This window comes from Corynebacterium sp. HMSC073D01 (assembly GCF_001815555.1).
GTDB lineage: Bacteria > Actinomycetota > Actinomycetes > Mycobacteriales > Mycobacteriaceae > Corynebacterium > Corynebacterium glucuronolyticum.
In genome coordinates this window covers 1-17,759 of the sequence record NZ_KV821020.1, presented here as the reverse complement: position 1 = coordinate 17,759, position 17,759 = coordinate 1, and the positions used below count along the sequence as shown (strand labels likewise).

At 58.0% G+C, this 17,759-nt stretch carries 13 protein-coding genes and 1 pseudogene; 6 read left to right on the top strand and 8 right to left on the bottom strand.

The window, feature by feature from the left end:
* Nucleotides 1-5 precede the first annotated feature (5 nt).
* Entirely contained in the window at nucleotides 6-902 is an 897-nt protein-coding gene (locus HMPREF3044_RS01615) for a DoxX family protein (protein WP_070739009.1), read from the bottom strand.
* 90 nt (nucleotides 903-992) lie between these two features.
* Here HMPREF3044_RS01615 and HMPREF3044_RS01610 point away from each other — a divergent pair.
* Nucleotides 993-2,102 (top strand): annotated as a pseudogene (locus HMPREF3044_RS01610) (glutathione S-transferase family protein).
* Here the strand turns inward: HMPREF3044_RS01610 and HMPREF3044_RS01605 are convergent.
* On the bottom strand, nucleotides 2,099-2,983 hold the full coding sequence (locus HMPREF3044_RS01605; RefSeq protein WP_005392241.1) for an ArgP/LysG family DNA-binding transcriptional regulator: 885 nt from the start codon (nucleotides 2,981-2,983) through the stop codon (nucleotides 2,099-2,101). The pseudogene HMPREF3044_RS01610 and the gene HMPREF3044_RS01605 sit on opposite strands and share 4 nt — an antisense overlap.
* A gap of 141 nt (nucleotides 2,984-3,124) precedes the next feature.
* Between HMPREF3044_RS01605 and HMPREF3044_RS01600 the strand changes: the two genes are divergently transcribed.
* Entirely contained in the window at nucleotides 3,125-3,808 is a 684-nt protein-coding gene (locus HMPREF3044_RS01600) for a LysE/ArgO family amino acid transporter (protein WP_246820827.1), read from the top strand.
* Nucleotides 3,809-3,930: 122 nt separating this feature from the next.
* Here HMPREF3044_RS01600 and mgrA read toward each other — a convergent pair whose 3' ends face one another.
* The 4 genes from mgrA to HMPREF3044_RS01580 form a co-directional block, all read right to left on the bottom strand.
* Nucleotides 3,931-5,004, bottom strand: coding sequence for an L-glyceraldehyde 3-phosphate reductase (gene mgrA / locus HMPREF3044_RS01595; RefSeq protein WP_034989650.1), 1,074 nt, complete (start codon nucleotides 5,002-5,004; stop codon nucleotides 3,931-3,933).
* A gap of 20 nt (nucleotides 5,005-5,024) precedes the next feature.
* A complete protein-coding gene (locus HMPREF3044_RS01590; protein WP_070739007.1) occupies nucleotides 5,025-6,341 on the bottom strand; it encodes a YkvI family membrane protein in 1,317 nt (438 codons plus the stop codon).
* Nucleotides 6,342-6,519: 178 nt separating this feature from the next.
* Nucleotides 6,520-8,025: an Asp-tRNA(Asn)/Glu-tRNA(Gln) amidotransferase subunit GatB gene (gene gatB / locus HMPREF3044_RS01585; protein ID WP_070739006.1), complete on the bottom strand. Its 1,506-nt coding sequence runs from the start codon at nucleotides 8,023-8,025 to the stop codon at nucleotides 6,520-6,522.
* 565 nt (nucleotides 8,026-8,590) lie between these two features.
* Complete coding sequence (locus HMPREF3044_RS01580) at nucleotides 8,591-9,346, bottom strand: glycerophosphoryl diester phosphodiesterase (protein ID WP_168167230.1); 756 nt, start codon at nucleotides 9,344-9,346, stop codon at nucleotides 8,591-8,593.
* A gap of 357 nt (nucleotides 9,347-9,703) precedes the next feature.
* Here HMPREF3044_RS01580 and HMPREF3044_RS01575 point away from each other — a divergent pair, with 357 nt between their 5' ends.
* Nucleotides 9,704-10,216: a GNAT family N-acetyltransferase gene (locus HMPREF3044_RS01575; protein WP_070739004.1), complete on the top strand. Its 513-nt coding sequence runs from the start codon at nucleotides 9,704-9,706 to the stop codon at nucleotides 10,214-10,216.
* Here the strand turns inward: HMPREF3044_RS01575 and HMPREF3044_RS01570 are convergent.
* Both HMPREF3044_RS01570 and HMPREF3044_RS01565 read right to left on the bottom strand, forming a co-directional pair.
* The gene (locus HMPREF3044_RS01570; RefSeq protein WP_070739003.1) at nucleotides 10,197-11,255 is read right to left on the bottom strand and encodes a sialidase family protein; all 1,059 of its coding nucleotides are present in this window, start codon (nucleotides 11,253-11,255) and stop codon (nucleotides 10,197-10,199) included. The two genes, HMPREF3044_RS01575 and HMPREF3044_RS01570, sit on opposite strands and share 20 nt — an antisense overlap.
* Before the next feature lie 310 nt (nucleotides 11,256-11,565).
* Nucleotides 11,566-12,930, bottom strand: a complete 1,365-nt coding sequence (locus HMPREF3044_RS01565; RefSeq protein WP_070739002.1) for a YkvI family membrane protein — start codon at nucleotides 12,928-12,930, stop codon at nucleotides 11,566-11,568.
* 257 nt (nucleotides 12,931-13,187) lie between these two features.
* Here HMPREF3044_RS01565 and HMPREF3044_RS01560 point away from each other — a divergent pair, with 257 nt between their 5' ends.
* The 3 genes from HMPREF3044_RS01560 to HMPREF3044_RS01550 all read left to right on the top strand — a co-directional run bounded on the left by HMPREF3044_RS01560 (nucleotide 13,188) and on the right by HMPREF3044_RS01550 (nucleotide 17,552).
* Nucleotides 13,188-14,744 carry an aspartate:alanine exchanger family transporter gene (locus HMPREF3044_RS01560; protein ID WP_236589108.1) on the top strand — a complete coding sequence of 519 codons (1,557 nt, stop codon included), beginning with the start codon at nucleotides 13,188-13,190 and terminating at the stop codon, nucleotides 14,742-14,744.
* Nucleotides 14,745-14,924: 180 nt separating this feature from the next.
* Nucleotides 14,925-15,605 (top strand): 6-carboxyhexanoate--CoA ligase, encoded by a 681-nt coding sequence (locus HMPREF3044_RS01555; RefSeq protein ID WP_070739001.1) that lies wholly within the window; start codon nucleotides 14,925-14,927, stop codon nucleotides 15,603-15,605.
* A 123-nt stretch (nucleotides 15,606-15,728) separates the two neighbouring features.
* Nucleotides 15,729-17,552 carry a 6-carboxyhexanoate--CoA ligase gene (locus tag HMPREF3044_RS01550; protein WP_070739000.1) on the top strand — a complete coding sequence of 608 codons (1,824 nt, stop codon included), beginning with the start codon at nucleotides 15,729-15,731 and terminating at the stop codon, nucleotides 17,550-17,552.
* Nucleotides 17,553-17,759 lie beyond the last annotated feature (207 nt).

Sequence of the window (17,759 nt, the reverse complement as noted above, 5' to 3'; positions counted from 1 at the left end):
TGCTGCTAGGCCAACGGGTTAATTCCTGCACCGAACCACCAGAGCGCGCCGGCGCCGACGATTCCAAGGATGAACCAGATCCAGCTGGAGGCACGTGGTCTCCGTGCCCAACTCCGGGAGAAATCTAAGGCGATCTTCCCCGGCCCGGTGAACTGCAATGCGAGGGCGATACCTAGGAGAAGGACTGCAAGTGTTACCGCCGGCGACACCGAGAACAGGCTCGTTGTGTCATTCTGAACAAACATGTGAAGGGCGTTAAACCCCGTTGCCACGAGCGCCAGCGCCGCAGCGACAGGTGTCAGAAGGCCGAGAACAAGGAAGACTCCTGCGGTGAGCTCGATCGCGGGGACGGCGATGGCCAGAACCGTGGGAATGCTGTAGGAAGCGAACGCGTCCTTCATACCAGCGAGGCCTCCCCCATCTCCGAGATTGAAGAACACCTTTATCGCTTCAAAGACGAGAAAGCCACCAAAGGCGAGCCGAAGGAGCAGGAGACCGAAGTCGATTGTCCCGCGACGGGAATCGGCGATCTCTTCTTCAGGCTCCTCCACTGCAGAACCAAGCCTATAAGAGGAGCCTTTAGTGGAATCTGCTACCGTCGTGGCGGGCGTAGAAATCGCCGTGGCGAGGCTTGGGACACTCGGTGCCGGAGTAGACACGGTCGGCGCAAAATCTGCGTCCGGCGACTCTGAAGCCGAGAACACGGCAGTTGCCGCGTTTTCATTCGGCGTGGGGCTAATAACCTGTGGCTTCGCACGCCCTGGACGACTAAAGGCCGTCGTCTTCTGGCTATCAGGCGAACCAAAAACCTCGGTTTTCCCCTCGGCGGTGCCGGTGTAGGTGGGGATCTCAGAATCGAAATCGACGGGGCTTGCTTTATCTGGCGTGTTGAACTTATCCACGCCCCTAGCCTAAAGGACGAACATGCCACCTTGTCGGTTTTCGCATTCCGGGCGCGCCGTCACCTTTTGTTGATGCGTACACTAGATTGCATGACGAAGACGAAAGATACTGACTGGGCGGGCGACGCTGAAAACCGCACGAACAACGACAAAGGCGAGTTTGTACGCGACACCAACTACATTGACGACCGCATAGTCGCCGATCTAGAACCAGGATCTGCACCACAGCAAACAGATGACAGATCGTTTGTTTGGCCAGTGGAAAAGGATCGCTACCGTCTCATCGCTGCCCGCGCCTGCCCATGGGCGCACCGCACTATTATTGCCCGCAGGCTTTACGGCCTGGAAGATGCAATCTCTCTCGGATTGGCGGGTCCCACGCACGACAAGCGCTCGTGGACCTTCGACCTTGATCCAGGGGGCGTTGATCCTGTTCTAGGGATCCCCCGGCTTCAGGACGCCTACTTCGCGCGCTACCCCGAGTACCCCCATGGCATCACTGTGCCCGCTATCGTTGAAGTGTCCACTGGCAAGGTGGTGACGAACAAGTATTCCGACATCACCATCGATTTTGGGCAGCAATGGAGGCAGTTCCACCACAAGGACGCACCCGACCTCTATCCGGCTGAACTCCGGGAAGAAATGAAACCGGTGATGAAACGCATCCTCACTGAGGTGAACAATGGTGTCTACCGGCGCGGCTTCGCCACGAGCCAGGGAGCCTACGAGGATGCCTACCACCGCCTCTGAACGGCCCTCGATTGGCTGGAAGAGCGCCTCGCACACCGACGCTACCTCATGGGAAGCCACATCACTGAAGGCGATATTCGCCTATTTACCACGTTGATTCGCTTCGATGCCGTGTACCACTGTCATTTCAAAGCCAGCAGAAACAAGATCACTGAGATGCCGAACCTGTGGGGCTACCTCCGCGACCTCTTCCAGACACCAGGATTCGGCGACACGTGCGACTTCACAGAGATGAAGCAGCATTACTACATCGTGCACAAGGAAAATAGCCCCTCCCAAATTGTGCCCGTTGGACCAGACCTTTCTGGCCTCGTCACGCCGCACCACCGAGAGGAGTTAGGTGGCTCGCCTTTCACTCCGGGAACGTCTCTTCCCGGAGAGATCGCAGAATCGGAAAGAGTCAAAAATCCCGAAACTTGGCAGTCTGAATTCTTCGGCTGGGATCACTAGAGCGACGGACGCGGCGGGATATTGGCACGAGCGGCGCGGGTTACAGCAGAGGTGAGGAGCTCAAGAAGGGGCGACTCAAGGCGCCAGTGTTGCCAGTACAAATCTGCGCTAATCACCTGATTATCAAGCCACACAGCAACCCCCTTCCCGATCATCTCCTTAGCCTGCGTATCCACTACGATAGCCCACCCCAAACCGGCCTCGATGGAGTGCAAAAAAGCCTCCATCGACGGCACTACGGACACGCGCCGATGCTTCGGCGGATTATCAAGCCGTCCAACAAGATCACGATCTTGCAGATAATCCCTGGGTCCGAAACGGAGTGCAGGTATGCGTGCCCAATCAATGGCCCCGTCCTGGGTATACTTCTCTGCCAGCCAGGGGGCCGCCACGGCCACGTAGTGCATCGTGCCGAGAAGCACGGAATCACACCCGGAGACCGGTTTGGACTCGCGCGTGACAGCCCCAAGACAATCACCGCTGCGCAGGAGTTCTAGCGAGTGCGACTCATCTTCCAAGCGCATCATAATGGAGGCTGAATCCCACTGAGCTACTTCACGGAGCACCGGCGGAAACCACGTAGCGAGGGAATCGGCGTTGATCGCCACGTTGAGGGGGACGCTCGCCAGGCGCCGATCAAGTGCTGCTTCGGTCTCCGCCTGCAACAAGGCCACACGCCGCGCAGCTTGTGCAATGACCTCGCCTGCCTCCGTCGGGGAGACCGGGGTTTCCCTGCGCACCAGTACCCTGCCGGTACTGTGCTCGAGGGCCTTAATACGTTGACTCACAGCCGGCGCACTAATCCCGAGCGCGGTAGCGGCACGTTCGAAACTCCCCTCGTCGATGATCGCCAAGAGGGTTTCCATTTGCTCAAGTTTCATTACTGCTCCACATTCTCCCACGTAGGTTAAGCTACTTTTATGGTACCCGAGAATTTATCATTTTACTTATGTGTGTTGCTGACTCACAATAAGTATGTGAACGTTTTCTTTGCTGGATTGCTATTTAACCTTTCCCTAATCTTGGCACTCGGGCCCCAGAACGCGCTCATTTTGAAGTACGGGCTGCGGCGCCAGGCCATCACCCTGGTTATCTCCGTGTGTGCGCTGTGCGACATCACGCTTATTGCGCTTAGCGGTGTAGGTGTCGGTGTGATTTTACAGAAGGCTCCCATCGTATTGGAGATCCTCCGCTACGCAGGGTTCCTCTACCTCCTATGGTTCGCGTACACATGCTTCCGCGATGCCATCCACCCCAAGACGCTGGCGACCGAAACCGTCTCTGAGACCAAACCGCATGAGGAGGAGCTGCCGGACGTATCATCGACCACCGCAGGAACGACGATGGCCACAGCGACGGTCATGGAGACAGCGACGACGGTGAAGGAGAAAACTCACCGCCGCACTTTCCATATACCCCAGGAAATTAGGGGGCCCGCAGTCGCTGCATTCGTGGTCAGTGTTATCAACCCGGCTGCGTGGGTCGACCTCTTCGTCGTCATCGGGTCGATTTCTTCCAGTTACGGCCCGGATAAGTGGGCATTCCTCCTCGGAACAATGGCTGCTTCGCTTGTTTGGTTCCCAGCCTTTGGCTACGGTGCCGCAGCGCTGTCAAAGCCTTTATCGAGCCCCAAAGTCTGGCGTTGTATCAACTCTGGCATCGGTTTGTTCATGGTTTTCATGGCTTTCCGTGTCCTTTTCATGTAGCGGCAGACAGCACGACGGTCAAAACGACGGAACAACACAACGGGACGACACGACACAGCCCCGGAGTTGTGTGAACCCCGGGGCTTTTCTTCGGCCTTGTTAGTCTTTCCGTTAGTCGACCGTTAATCGTCCGCTGACTTTGATCGGGTCGCCCCACCCCAGATGTTGATGCCGGCATCACTCGTAACCCTGTCAATGGTGTCAAGTTCTTCCTGGCTAAATGCCAGATTCGTGAGCGCATCCAGGTTCTGGTCGAGCTGCTCAACGGAGGAGGCTCCGATGAGCGCACTCGTCACAGTCTTCTCTCCGTAGTCTCCCTGCTTGCGCAGCACCCACGCCAGAGCGAGCTGAGCAATGGTTTGGCCACGCTTGTCCGCCAACTCCTTCAACGCTCGCACCATGTCTAGGTTTCGCTCGCTCAGCATGTCCTCGCTCAGGGACTTGTGACTTGCTGCGCGGGATCCCTCGGGAATGCCGTGGAGGTAACGATCAGTGAGGAGCCCCTGCGCCAGCGGGGAAAAGGCGATCACGCCGAGACCGTTGTCAGCTGCGGAGGTAAGAAGGTTGTCACCGCTATCATCCGGCTCCTCCACCCACCGGTTCACGATGGAATAGCTTGGCTGGTGGATGAGCAGCGGACACCCTTCCTCCCGCATGATTTCTGCGGCCTCGGCAGTCAGATCCGCTGAATAGGATGAGATCCCCACATAGAGCGCCTTTCCAGAAGCAACGATATCCCGCAGCGCGTACATTGTCTCTTCCAGTGGCGTATCTGGGTCCGGCCGGTGATGGTAGAAAATATCCACGTAGTCCACACCGAGGCGCTTCAACGACGCGTCGAGTGATGCCATGAGATACTTTCGCGACCCACCAAAACCATACGGCCCCGGCTGCATACGCCACCCAGCCTTGGAGGAAATAATCAGTTCATCGCGGTGACAAGCGAAGTCCTGCCGCAGTATCTCCCCCACGTTCGTCTCCGCTGCGCCCGCTGGCGGGCCGTAGTTGTTTGCCAGATCGAAGTGGGTGACACCGCGATCGAATGCCCGACGCATAATCGCCCGTTGAGTCTCCCGTGGTTTATCGTCGCCAAAGTTGTGCCAGAAACCTAGGGAAATCGCGGGGAGCATCAGACCGGAGTTACCAACGCGTCTGTACTCCATTGATTCGTACCTGTCAGAGCGTGAAGTATACATGTTTCCGAGTGTAACCACGGTTAGGACTTTTCGCCGTCAGCGTATTCCTCCGGATAGCGCTCTTTGAAATACTCGTCCGAGGAAAACTCAACATCATCATCCGAGTCGAGGCGGTCCGCCTCTTCTTGTTCAATAGCCCGGTACAACTCTTTATCCTCCACGTTGGAAGCACGCACTTCATTGCGCAGCTTGCGGCGTTGCTTGGAGGTAAAGCGCGCGCGAGGATCGAGCCGACGAGACACGAGGCGACGGATTTTTTCACGCCTGGAACCTTCCTCCGTTATCTCCGGCCGCGTGGCTACCCACGAGACGATAAGCGTGACAATAAGGAGGATGCCTACGTAGCCGACCAGCGGATACAACCAGGAGACGAGGGTGGAAAACGGAATGAAGGAAAAGACAAAACCAATAAGGGTAGAGCCGATCATGTAGCGACGGAAATTCTCTGGCTTCTCGGCGCTCAACCTCTTGGACAAGGCGTAGAACATGGCAATGGCCGTGTTGAAAATCATCGCGTAGATCACGATCGCCATGATGGTCCCCAGCACCGGATGAATCTGAGAAACGAGGGCGAGCGTTGGCATGTCAAAAGAACCGACATCGCCGATGTTGAAATACAGCGACAGTACGAGGCCCAGAAGGCACAATCCGTAAAGGGCGCCACCGATGATGCCACCTAGACCAGCGGCCTTCGGATCTGCACTGTTGCCGCCCATGATGAGCGCCATGGAAATCCCTACCATGAGGCACATGCCGACATAGTTTGCCGACGACACCCACCAGTTCGGAACAAGATGACCCGCTTGGACGCTCGCCGCCTGTGCGTCGAGAGCAGCGATGGAATCGGTAGGACTGAAAGCGTATTTGGCAAAAATGATCACCATGAACACGAGAAGAAACGGCGTGATGATACCGATGACGTTGGATACTTTATCTACGTCGAGGAAGCCAACGGCAATGACCAGCACCACCATGAGCACAGAACCTGCAATTGTCGGCAAGCCGAATTGCTGGTTGAGGTTGCTGCCCGCGCCCGCAAGCATGACGAAACCCGTGGCGAAGAGGGTGAGCATGATGGCATAGTCAAAAAACTTCGCAAGAAACGGGCTGGCGATGTAGGACACGACTGGCATGTGTTCTTTCGACTGAAAGTAGGAGCAGAACTGGAGCGTGACCATGCCGGAAATCATCATGATGAGTCCGGAGATAACTGCTGCTGCGATCCCCCAGTGCCCGAAAGCTCCGAAGTATTGCAGGATCTCCTGTCCCGAGGCGAAGCCTGCGCCCACAAGCACCCCGAGGAAGGCCATAGACATTGCTAGTGCACGTTTGATCATGTGTTCTCCTTTTTAGTGGGGCTACACACGCATAATATGCACCAATGAGCGTTGATTGCGACGATTTCAGCGCTTTATGCGGAAATTGCAATCGAACCGTGACAAAACACGATAACACTCCAAAACACAAAAATTCGCCTGCACAAGCAGGCGAATTTCGGGGCCGGTAGCTTTCCTCCTAGGAAAGCTTCTTGGCGATGAGCTGGTTGACAGTCTTCGGGTCGGCCTTTCCCTTCGTCGCCTTCATGACTGCACCAACGATGGCGCCGGTGACCTTCTTGTTGCCAGCTCGGTACTTCTCGACAATATCCGGGTTGGCAGCGATTGCCTCATCGACAGCCTTCTCAATCGCCGCGTCATCGCGCACGACCTCGAGACCACGCCTGGCCACAACCTCATCCACGTCGCCCTCGCCGACGAGAACGCCGTCGATTGCAGTGCGGCCGAGCTTGTTCGTGAGCTTGCCCTCACGGACGAGCTCTGCCACACGAGCTACCTGCTTCGGAGTAATGGACAGATCCTCAAGCTCCACCTCGGATTCCTTGGCCTTCTGTGCGAGGTAAGAGGTCCACCAGGAACGGGCCTCATCTGCCTTGGCACCAGCCTCCGTCGTTTCGACGATGAGGTCCAGCGCCCCAGCGTTGACGAGGTCGCGCATCTCAGCATCGGAGACACCCCATTCCTTTTGCAGGCGGTCACGCTTGACCCACGGAAGCTCAGGGAGGGTGGCACGGATTTCCTCAACGCGCTCCTTGGACACGATCACCGGGGGCAGATCCGGATCGTTAAAGTAGCGGTAATCCGAGGAGGTCTCCTTCGGGCGGCCCTTCTTGGTAGAGCCATCCACTTCCTGGTAGTGACGTGTTTCCTGGATGATTTCCTCGCCGGCTTCGAGGGCTGCAGCCTGGCGCATCATCTCGTAGCGAACTGCCTGCTCAACAGAGCGGACGGAGTTGATGTTTTTCGTCTCAGTGCGGGTGCCGAACTCGGTGGCGCCCTTGCGCATGAGGGACAGGTTCGCGTCGCAACGCATGGAACCCTGATCCATACGGGCATCGGAAACGCCGAGTGCCTTCACCAGATCACGAAGCGCAGCGACGTAGCAGCGGGCGACCTCAGGAGCGCGCTCACCAGCACCCTCGATGGGCTTGGTCACGATCTCGATGAGCGGAACACCCGCGCGGTTGACATCGACGAGGGAGTGCGTAGCACCCGCGATACGACCGTCTGCGCCACCGATATGGGTGAGCTTAGCGGTGTCCTCCTCCATGTGGGCACGCTCGATCTCTACACGCCAGGTGGTGCCATCGTCGAGCTGCACATCGAGGTAGCCGTCATAAGCAATCGGCTCGTCGTACTGGGAAATCTGGTAGTTCTTGGGCTGATCCGGGTAGAAGTAGTTCTTCCTCGCGAAGCGCGAGTACTCGGCGATCTTGCAGTTCAGCGCAAGGCCAATCTTGATGGCCCACTCGACACCGGTCTCATTAACAACGGGGAGCGCACCGGGCAGCCCCAGACACGTGGGGTCGGTGTGCGTGTTCGGCGGGGCGCCGAAATCGGCGGAACTGGACGAAAACATCTTGGTTTCCGTCTGTAGCTCCACGTGTACCTCGAGGCCCATAACTGGGTCGAAGGTCTCCAAAACCTCGTCAAAATCCATGAGATCAGTATCCTGGTACGTCATAACGCTCTAGTTTATAGCGTCCGCAACTTGTTGGTGCCCTCGCCTCCCGATTCCCCTCGCTTTCCTGCCGGTCTAGCGATTGCTTTGCCACGTCCTATTGCCCGCTTTGCAGTGTCTTCTACCACGCTTTCCGGTTCTGAGTGCTCCATATTGAGACGTTCTTGACGGACTCCGGTAGTCGCATGCGCCAGTACGTCATACGGCAATACGTTTCGTCAAAAACACGAGGCTTAGGCCCTAGAGCCGATTCCACCACGGGTATAGAGCGAATGTGCTTCCCCTCAGGGCAAGACCCAGCCGATGTACAGGTACCCGAGATGTGCGGGAGCATGGCGATACCAGGCTATCTCCTGCGGATTACGAGACGGGCATTCTTTGTCCAACGCGTTCGCCAAAAGGATCACGGAAAACCACTGCATCTTCGACCTCACCTGAGGTGAACAGGCGGGCAAAAATGCCGATAATCCACCGACGCGCCTCTTCTAGGAGGACACGGGCAGCTCATTGGTAACCCAACGTTCACGCGGAAAGCTCTTCACGCTGTCCTGTCACCCTATTTTGTCCTTTACTTTTCGCTCACCGCTCCGCTAATACCTGTAAACAGCTGCGGGACATTGGAGATGATGCTATCGACACCCCAGTTTGCCAGCTGATTAGCACGCCGCACATCATCGACCGTCCACACGTTGACGCCGAAGCCAGCCTCATGGAAGGCTGCAATGCGCTCACGGGTCAGGTAAGAATCCTCCGGATGGATGTATTCGGCGCCGACCAGTTCCAACATGGATTTCCAGTCGTCGTAAAGCGCAGCTGTTGCATAGAGACAACCGACGGGGAGCTTGGGCGCGCGCTGCTTGAAAATGGACAGCAAGACATGGTTGAAGGAAGACACGATGACTTTGCGTGCAGGATCAAGATTCTCAAGTTCAGCGATCACATTATCGATGAGCGTGAGCGATTCCTTCTTTCCCTGTTCGTTGGATTTGATCTCAATGTTGGCATTGAGCTCGTGTTCGTTCATAAACCGGATAAGGCCCGCAAGGGTTGGGATCTTTTCGCCTGCGAATTCCGGCGCGAACCAGCGTCCAGCATCAATCGACTCAAGATCCGAAACTGCCAGGTCATAGTACTGGCCTGAGTGATTGGTCGTTCGGTCAAGCGACGTGTCATGCATGATAATGGGAGTTCCGTCCCCCATGATGTCCACGTCTGTTTCGATCCAGTTGATGCCATTGTCCAGCGCAGCGCGGAAAGCACTAAAGGTGTTCTCCGGGGCGAGGGTGTTGGCGCCACGGTGGGCGATGAGAGTGCAGTCAGACATTGCACTAGCCTCCTTCAAGGGTGGGTGATGCGTAGCAGATGACTGGCAGATGACCAGTCTGATAATTAACTTTTTTGATGTTTTTTATCCATGTTGCCCAGCCCTTTCCCTCACCTACGACGCACACAACCTGTGATGCTATAGGGAGAGATGGCGTAAGGTCTTTCCGTATCGCGGAGATCACAGAGAAGTCCACCATTACTAGGGAAACCTGTGTCCCAGGGCAACCTTCCACAGCGCGTAATCCGTCAGTGGCGGGGCTCCCCACAGCGCACGCTACAGTAAAACCACACATGTTGCTGGACGAACCCCTCCGCAATTGCGAAGAGCACATCGAGCCGAAGGAAGATGCACACAATGCAGACAATTACGGTCGCCCCGGCGCGCCACGGCGACGTGGGCGACCTGCGACAGCTTTCCATCGATACGTTCACGGAGACGTTTGGCTACTTGTACCCGCCGGCTGATCTGCGCGAGTTCTTGACCACAACGTATTCCACAGAGGCGCTCGGAGAACTGCTTCGCAGTCCCTGTCACGCCGTGTGGATTGCGCGAGATGGGGAAACCCCGGTGGGATATGTCCTCGTTGGCCCGTGTGGCCTACCCCATCCGGAGGTGACCGAGAGTGACGGCGAGATCAAGCGGCTGTATATCCGCAGTTCTCACCAGAGTAAGGGTCTCGGGCGCGTACTCATGGGGCTCGGCGTAGACTGGCTAGACACGCATTGCGATACGCTGTGGCTCGGCGTGTGGTCGAAGAACTTCGGCGCGCAGCGGTTTTACTCCCGCTTCGGGTTCTCCAAGGCGGGCGAATACCGATTTAAGGTGGGAAAACAGCGCGACCACGAGTTTATTTTCCGGAGGGGTTGACCACGGGCGGCTTCGCCCACTGCCCTTCTCCCACACGGGGCGTGATAGTTTCCCCGCAGGTAATCCTGGCGAACTGGATGGTGCGGTAGTCATCGGCCTCCCAGGCGATCGCGAGCGTGTCGTCGTCCACGGGTGCGAGAACCGAGTAGGCCGTAGCCCCTGTGTCGATGGAAACAGCGGGTCCCCACGTGATGCCGTCGTCGTCGGAAAGGTGGAGGCACAACCGGCCACGCTCCTCCGGGTGGTCGCACATGCTGGCTACGAGGGTGTCACCCCACCGGCAGAGCCCGCCGTTGCACGCGGGATCGGTTAGCGTCGGCACGGGAGTGGGCTCCGTAAATGTCAGCCCGTCAGGAGACACAGCCTGCCTGCGCGCAGGTGCCGCCCTGGCGTGCATGAGGATGTCTCCGTTTGTCAGTTCTACAACCTTGTTTTCATCGCAATCCGGCCCGATAAGGGAGCCAGCCCGCCACGTCTTTCCGCTGTCGTCGCTGCGCGCGGCGAGGGCATAGTTGCTATCGTCGACACGCGCGACGAACGTCTGCACAAGTCCCCCGTCCGTGAGCGCCAGACCGTTACCCGAGGAGGCAAACATCCCCCCGACACCCGCCGGACGCAGGCCGTCAACCTGCTCGTGCTCCCAGGTCAACCCGTTGTCTCGAGAGCGCGCAAGCCACAGATCGAGGCCCGGCGCGCCTGGCTTCGCGCTGAAGTAGGACTCCCCCGTCGACCCGACGTACCAGCACAGGATGTCTCCCCCGCTTATCGACGCACATGTGAGCGACGCATCTCCGAAACCGTGCCCTGGCTCGTGTCGACGCAGAGCTCGCGGTGCGGACCACGTCTTCCCCCCATCGTCGCTGTGGCGCACGGCGATGTCGAAGTCAGCCGGCAAGTCACGCCAATCCTCTCGGACATCGTATGCGAGGAGTATGCGCCCGCTCTGCGTTACGCACAGCGCGGGGATGCGATAGATCGGAGACGCGAAGGCAGAGCCCGGGAATGGGTCACCGGCCCTGGCTATGGTCAGAGAACGCACTGGTCACCTTCCTTTGTCAGTGGTCATACCTATTCACTTTGGCAGATGAACGTGCCTTTGTCTATCCCCACGGCAAGCCCCCTAAACAAATGCACGTGGACCCGCTTAGAACCAATCACACTTTTCACTACATACCCCCGAATAACCAACATGAGCGAGCGACTTTCGCTCGCAGCCGGACGTGTACAGGTAGACACGTACAGGGAGATATGTACAGATTGACACGTACAGAGATACGCGTGCAGATAGACACGTACAGATAGAAAAGGAGGCCACCCATGTGAAGGTGACCTCGTTTTCGTTGGATTGTTTACTTTTCTACCTTTGTCGCAGTGCCGGTGTCACCGGAGTCGGTGGCAGGTGCGGACGGTGCGATGTCAAAATCGTCGAAGGTGGCCTCCTGGCCTTCCTCATCGGCGGAGTAGTCGACATCATCATCGCTGTCGAGAGCCTGCACGACCTCTTCGGTCACGGTTTGCTGGAGGTCCTCATTATCCACCGGAGACTGCTCCACGAGACGGGTGAGCTCTCGCTGCTCCTTGCGGGTCAGATCGCCCTTGTCCGGGTGTTCGTGCTTGTAGAAAAGTTGGCGAATACGAACACGACGCTGAGACTCGGCTGAAATCTTCGGGCGCTCGCGGAGGTAGGCAATGACGAGCGTGGCAACGAGGACGATGCCAAGGTAGCCGAGTGCGGGGTAGACAACGCCCATGAGATCCTGGAAGCCGATGAAGCTCACGGCCCAACCGATGACGGCCGAAATTGTGAAGTAAACGCGGAACTTCGACTGTTTGCCAGCTGCCAGTCGGCGACCGAGCGCGTAGAACATGCCGATGCACGTGTTGTAGATCATCGCATAGACGATGAACACAATGATGTATCCCGTCCAGCCCTGCAAGTTCTGGAAGAGAGCCAGCATGGGTACGTCCGTCCCCACAATGTCATCAATGTTGATGTAGATGGATACGGCAGCCATGGCGAGAAGCAGCATGTACACGACACCGCCAGCGAGGCCGCCGACCCCGGCTTCCCGGGGATCGAGGTAGTTGCCACCGATGACGAGAACCATCGACACGCCAAGAATGAGAGCAAGTCCCGCATAGTTCACCGCGGACAGGTACCACGGCGTGACTGGCATGTCGGCGGTATGAGCGGCCTGGTTCAGCGTCTCCATATCAACGGGTAATTGTGTCATGGAGTACCCAAACGCGACGATCACCATGATGATCACCAACGGCGTGAGCGCGCCGATGACATCGGTGATCTTTTCCACGTCCAGGAACCCGGAAATGAGGACGAGTGCCAGCATCACCGTGGACCCAATCCATGTTGGCCAGCCGAACTGCTGAGTCAACGTGGATCCGGCCCCGGCGAGCATGACAAAACCAAAAGCGAACAGGGTGATGATCACCGCGATGTCTAGGAATCTGGCAACGACGGCATGCGAAACTGATGTGAACACTTTGTTGTGCTCGTCGGCCTGGAAGTAGCTCCCCAGCTGAAGGATGACGAGGCCAGCTCCGGCGATAATGACACCGGCGATAATGGCGCCGATGACACCGACGCTGCCGGCAGCCACGAAGTATTGGATCACCTCCTGGCCTGTAGCGAAGCCCGCACCGACCAAGAGGCCAATGAAGGCGAGAGCGATGGACAGTGTTCGTCTAAAAGACACACATACCTCCGTTATCGGATACAGTAACGGGGCAATTCTACACAGCTAACGTATTTTTTCTATGCGTTACGCTGCTATTTCCCTACAATTAGCGACCCCTGTGCCCTGTATGGGACGTGTTTCCAGTGGACAACGGGTCGAAGGGAATTGCTAGCAAATTCCCAGGTTTACTGCCTCTCTCACGTGCTCGTTTTCCGGAATGGGGAAATCTTTGAGAACATACTTAGGTGATAGAAATACTTGCGGATACTCCGATCTTGACACTGTTTGTTGTGATCGCCTTGGGAACGGTCCTTGGCTCGATCCCATTCGGGCCGTTACGCTTCGGACCGGCAGGTGCACTTTTCGTTGGTCTCGCCGTCGGCGCGCTGGATCCACGATTAGGTGAGGGACTCGGCCTCGTACAGACGGTAGGCCTCGCCCTCTTCGTGTACACCATCGGCTTGGCAGCTGGTCCGTCATTTGTTCGCGAGTTCAAACGCCAGTACAAACTGTACATCGGAGCGACGGTCATTCTCGTCGCGATGGCTGCTCTGGCCGTTGTGGCAGGTAAGTTCTTTGGCGTGGACGCGGGCATGATCGGTGGCATGTACGCGGGTGTGCTCACCGCCACCCCGGCACTCGCGGCTGCGCAGGATGCCCTCGGCGGGGCGATGAACCCAGCAGTTGGCTACTCCATCGCCTACCCCGTTGGTGTCATCGTCACGATGATCGCACTGACGATCCTGGCCCGTATGCGCTTCCCCGCGACAAATGACCCCGCTCACGCTGCCTCGGAAGGTCTCGTGAACACGACAGCAATCGTCGATACACCGATGCGCGTTTCCGAAATCCCAGGCATCGCGTCCGTCCCCGGCACCTATGGTGGCTCGGTACGCGTCTCCTATATCCGGCGAAACGGTCACACGTCTGTCGCGCACCCAGCCCAGGAACTTCTTCCCGGCGACGCGATTGTCATCGTGGGCTACCCGGAGGCCGTGGACACAGCAGTCGATGCTCTCGGCCACGCCTCCGATCTCAACCTCACCGAGGATCGCTCCGAGGTGGATTTCCAATGGATCCTTGTCTCCGACAGCCGTCTCGCCGGCCGTTCAATCGCAGATCTCTATATACCGCTGCGCTTCGGCGCGATTGTGACGCGGATTCGCCGTGGCGACGAGGTGATGCTCGCGGAGGCTGAGGCGGAGGTGCAGCTCGGCGACAGACTCCTCGTCGTCTCCCCTGTGTCCGCCTTGGACTCCATCAAGGACTACCTGGGCAACTCCGAGAAGGAGAACACCGAGGTGGACTATATGACAGCTGGCATGGGTATCGCGCTCGGCATCGCCCTCGGTCTCATCACCCTGCCTATCGGCGGTGCAGCCGTTGCACTGGGGAGCGCGGCAGGCCCCATGGTTGTGGGCATCTGGCTCGGTTACCTCGAGCGCACCGGACCCTTCGTTTGGGGGATGCCCACATCTGCAAACCTCACCATCCGCCAGTTCGGTCTGGTCATCTTCCTCGCTACGGTAGGCCTGTCCTCCGGCCAGATGTTCGCGGCGACGGCATTCAGCGCCGAGGGTATCAAGGTAGGACTCATCGCCGGCGTGCTCCTCGCCGTCATGCTCGTGGCCCTCGCCTTCGTCGGTCGCACGCTGGGACTCTCCATGCCACGCACCGCCGGTGCCATGGCCGGCTTTGTCGGCCAGCCAGCGCTACTCACCCACGCGCAATCGCTTGTCGACGATCCCCGCACCAACTCCGGTTACTCTGCCCTCTTCGCCATCGCAATGATTATCAAAATCCTGGCGGTGCAAGCGGTCGTCATCATGTAACCCTCCGCACTCGCCCACGTACCCAGCCCCCGGGCTGGGTTTTCCTTTTCCGCCCCACCGATTTCTCCGCCACCGACTTTCTGTTTGCTCGTTCCACTAGCCCCAGAAGGCGTGTTAATTCCACCACATCCCGCGTATTGTTCAACGACAACCATCGAGCAATACGTACACTAGAAAAATGTGAATGAAGAGTATTTTTCTGTCCGCATGCGCGCTTCTCGCGGTGGCATCCACGTCTCCGGCGCCGAGCGAATCACCCAGCAGGTCTACATCCCGACAATCACCTCTGCGCTCACATCGCGAGCACTCAATCACTCTTTCGGTGTCCCCGATGAAATCCACATAACTGTGGATCAAGTGCGAACCACGCCCCTCGTTCTTAACCAGCTGCCGGTTAAGAACGTGAAAGAGGTCGGTGATCTTCTGGACGGCCTTCCCGAGATCGGCCACCAGATCGCAGCCAGTGAAATCCGTATGCGCGGGGCAGCGCTCATCGATGTTCACACCGGCAAGCGCCTGGAACCTGACCCAGATAGAGGTATTCGCGTCTCTATGATGGACTGGGAATTCACGCCCATCACAGAGGAAGAAGACCACTTCCGTGAGTCGGTTGCGCTCGCTACCAAAGTGCACCACTGCCCCGGTATGGTCGCCGAGCTCGCTATCAGTGACGACCCCGGGTTTACCAGTGGCTATATTGTCCGAGACGGGGCCTTCTACCGCATCCCCAAGATGAAAGAGCTAGGACAGCGTGGCGGGGGTAGAGCGTTCTACCTTGACACCCACGTCACCACCCCGCAGGAGGCCATCGCCTACCTGGAGCATCGCCCAGTTCTCATCCGCGCCGAAACGGAAATGTAAGGCGGAAAGATGTTCGGGGCACCTCACCTGTCGGTCACGGGCCACCTTAAAAAACAGTATTCATGCCAACTCTTGTTAACTAATTTCGCTTAACTTAAACGCAGTTCTAGTTACACTGGGTTGGTGACTCCTTTCTACTCCGTCCGCATGCGCGCATCCCGCCAATCCACACATATCTCTGGAGCAGAGCGCCTAACCTCCCACACCGAAGACATCCCCGGCATCGCCACCAGTTTGGTTACCCGGGGCTTCACCCACGAGCTCGGAACGCCCGACTCGCTTACCCTCACCTGCGAGCAGGTGGCCTCCCCACCCAGGTTGTTAGATCCCCTCGCTGTGCAGGAACACGCTGGCCCCGAGTGCATCCCGGAGCTTCTTTCCGGCCTTCCGGAAAGCGGATGGGAGGTAGTCACCTCACCGGAGACGATGCGCGGGGCAGCGCTCATCGATATTGCTACGGGCAGACGGGTCGAACCCAATCACGAGCGGGGCGTACGCGTCACGCACATGGATTGGGCCGAGCTCACTCACGGGGTCCAGGCAAAGGCAACAAAGGACCACTTCCGCGAGGCTCTTGTCTTGGCCACAAAAACGCTGTCTTGTCCTGGGATCGTTGCAGAACTCTGCGTTTCTGACGACACGAGCTACACCACCGGCTATATTGCCCGCGACGGTGTGTACCACCGAATTCCCCGCATCGCACCTGGCGCACGTGGTGGCCGGGCGTTCTTCGTCGACCTTACGCAGGCAAGTGTCGAACAAATTATCGCTTACCTCGAGCACGAGCCGGTACTCGTGCGCACACCACCGCCCCAGCTGACCTCATTAACTGACGAGCTCCATTCCCGTAACAAGACGTGGCGGTCAAGCGGACTGTCCCGCTCGGAGCACGTGTTTACCACGGCCCAGGACACGGAGTGCATCGTGGACGGGAAGAACTACACACTGTTCTCTTCCTCAAACTATCTTGGCCTTGCGACACACCCGGAGGTAGTCCGAGCCAGCACGGACGCGCTCCATCGCTACGGCACGGGATCTGGAGGATCCAGGCTGACTACAGGTACAACACACCTGCACACGCGGTTGGAAGAAGAACTTGCTTCCTGGCTGGGCTATCCGGATTGTGTCCTGTTTGCCACCGGCTACCAGGCCAATGTCGGGCTGCTTCAGTCACTGGGTGAGCTTTCCCCCACCTTCTATTCCGACGCGGCCAACCACGCCTCGCTTATCGACGGCCTCTCCCTCGCTCGCCGCAAAGGGGCCACCATGCACGTCTACGCGCACGGTGGGGTGCCAGGAAAGGTTTCCGGGCGAGTCCCCCTCGTCGTTACCGACGGTCTCTTCTCCATGGGAGGAGACATCGCCGATCTTCCTGGATTACATGACTGCGGTGCGCCACTTATCGTCGACGATGCGCACGGGCTGGGCACGCTCGGAGACACGGGCAGAGGCGCAGCCGAGCTCACCGGTGTGCGCCCGGAGATCCTCGTCGGGACGCTGTCCAAGGCTTTCGGCTCCGAGGGCGGCTTCGTATGTTGCGACAAAGAGCTAGGCATGTATTTGCGCAACCACGCGCGCAGCTACGTTTACTCCACTGCGCTTTCCGCAGGAGTGGTAGCCGCAAGCCTCACGGCACTGCGACTGATCCAGGAATCTGACGTTGTGGCGATACTCCATTCAAACATCGAATACGCACGCACTGCCCTCGATGCCTCCAAAGCGGGACCAATGACACCGATTATTCCCGTCACGATTGGCGACGAGCGCAATGCCGTCCGCGTTGCAGATTTTCTCCGTGAGCACGGCGTGTGGGCACCAGCTATGCGCTACCCCACGGTGCCACGAGGCGAGGCGATCATCCGCGTAACGGTCTCTGCGGCGCACACGCACAGTCAGATCGACCGGCTTGCCGAACTCCTCAAGACTGCGACCACACCGCGACGATAGGCGTCGACAAGCAAAACACCCACGGGATGAATCCTGTGGGTGTCTATAATCTCCTGCAGGGGAATCTCCTGCAGGGTCCCACAACCCGTGGGTGCCAAAGAAACCTACGGATGGGGGCATGGCCCCATGCGAGCGACATGGACTACAAGAGAAACCCAGCCGCCAGAATCGCTGTTCTACCCGAAGAGTGCCTGTGCAGTAGCGTAA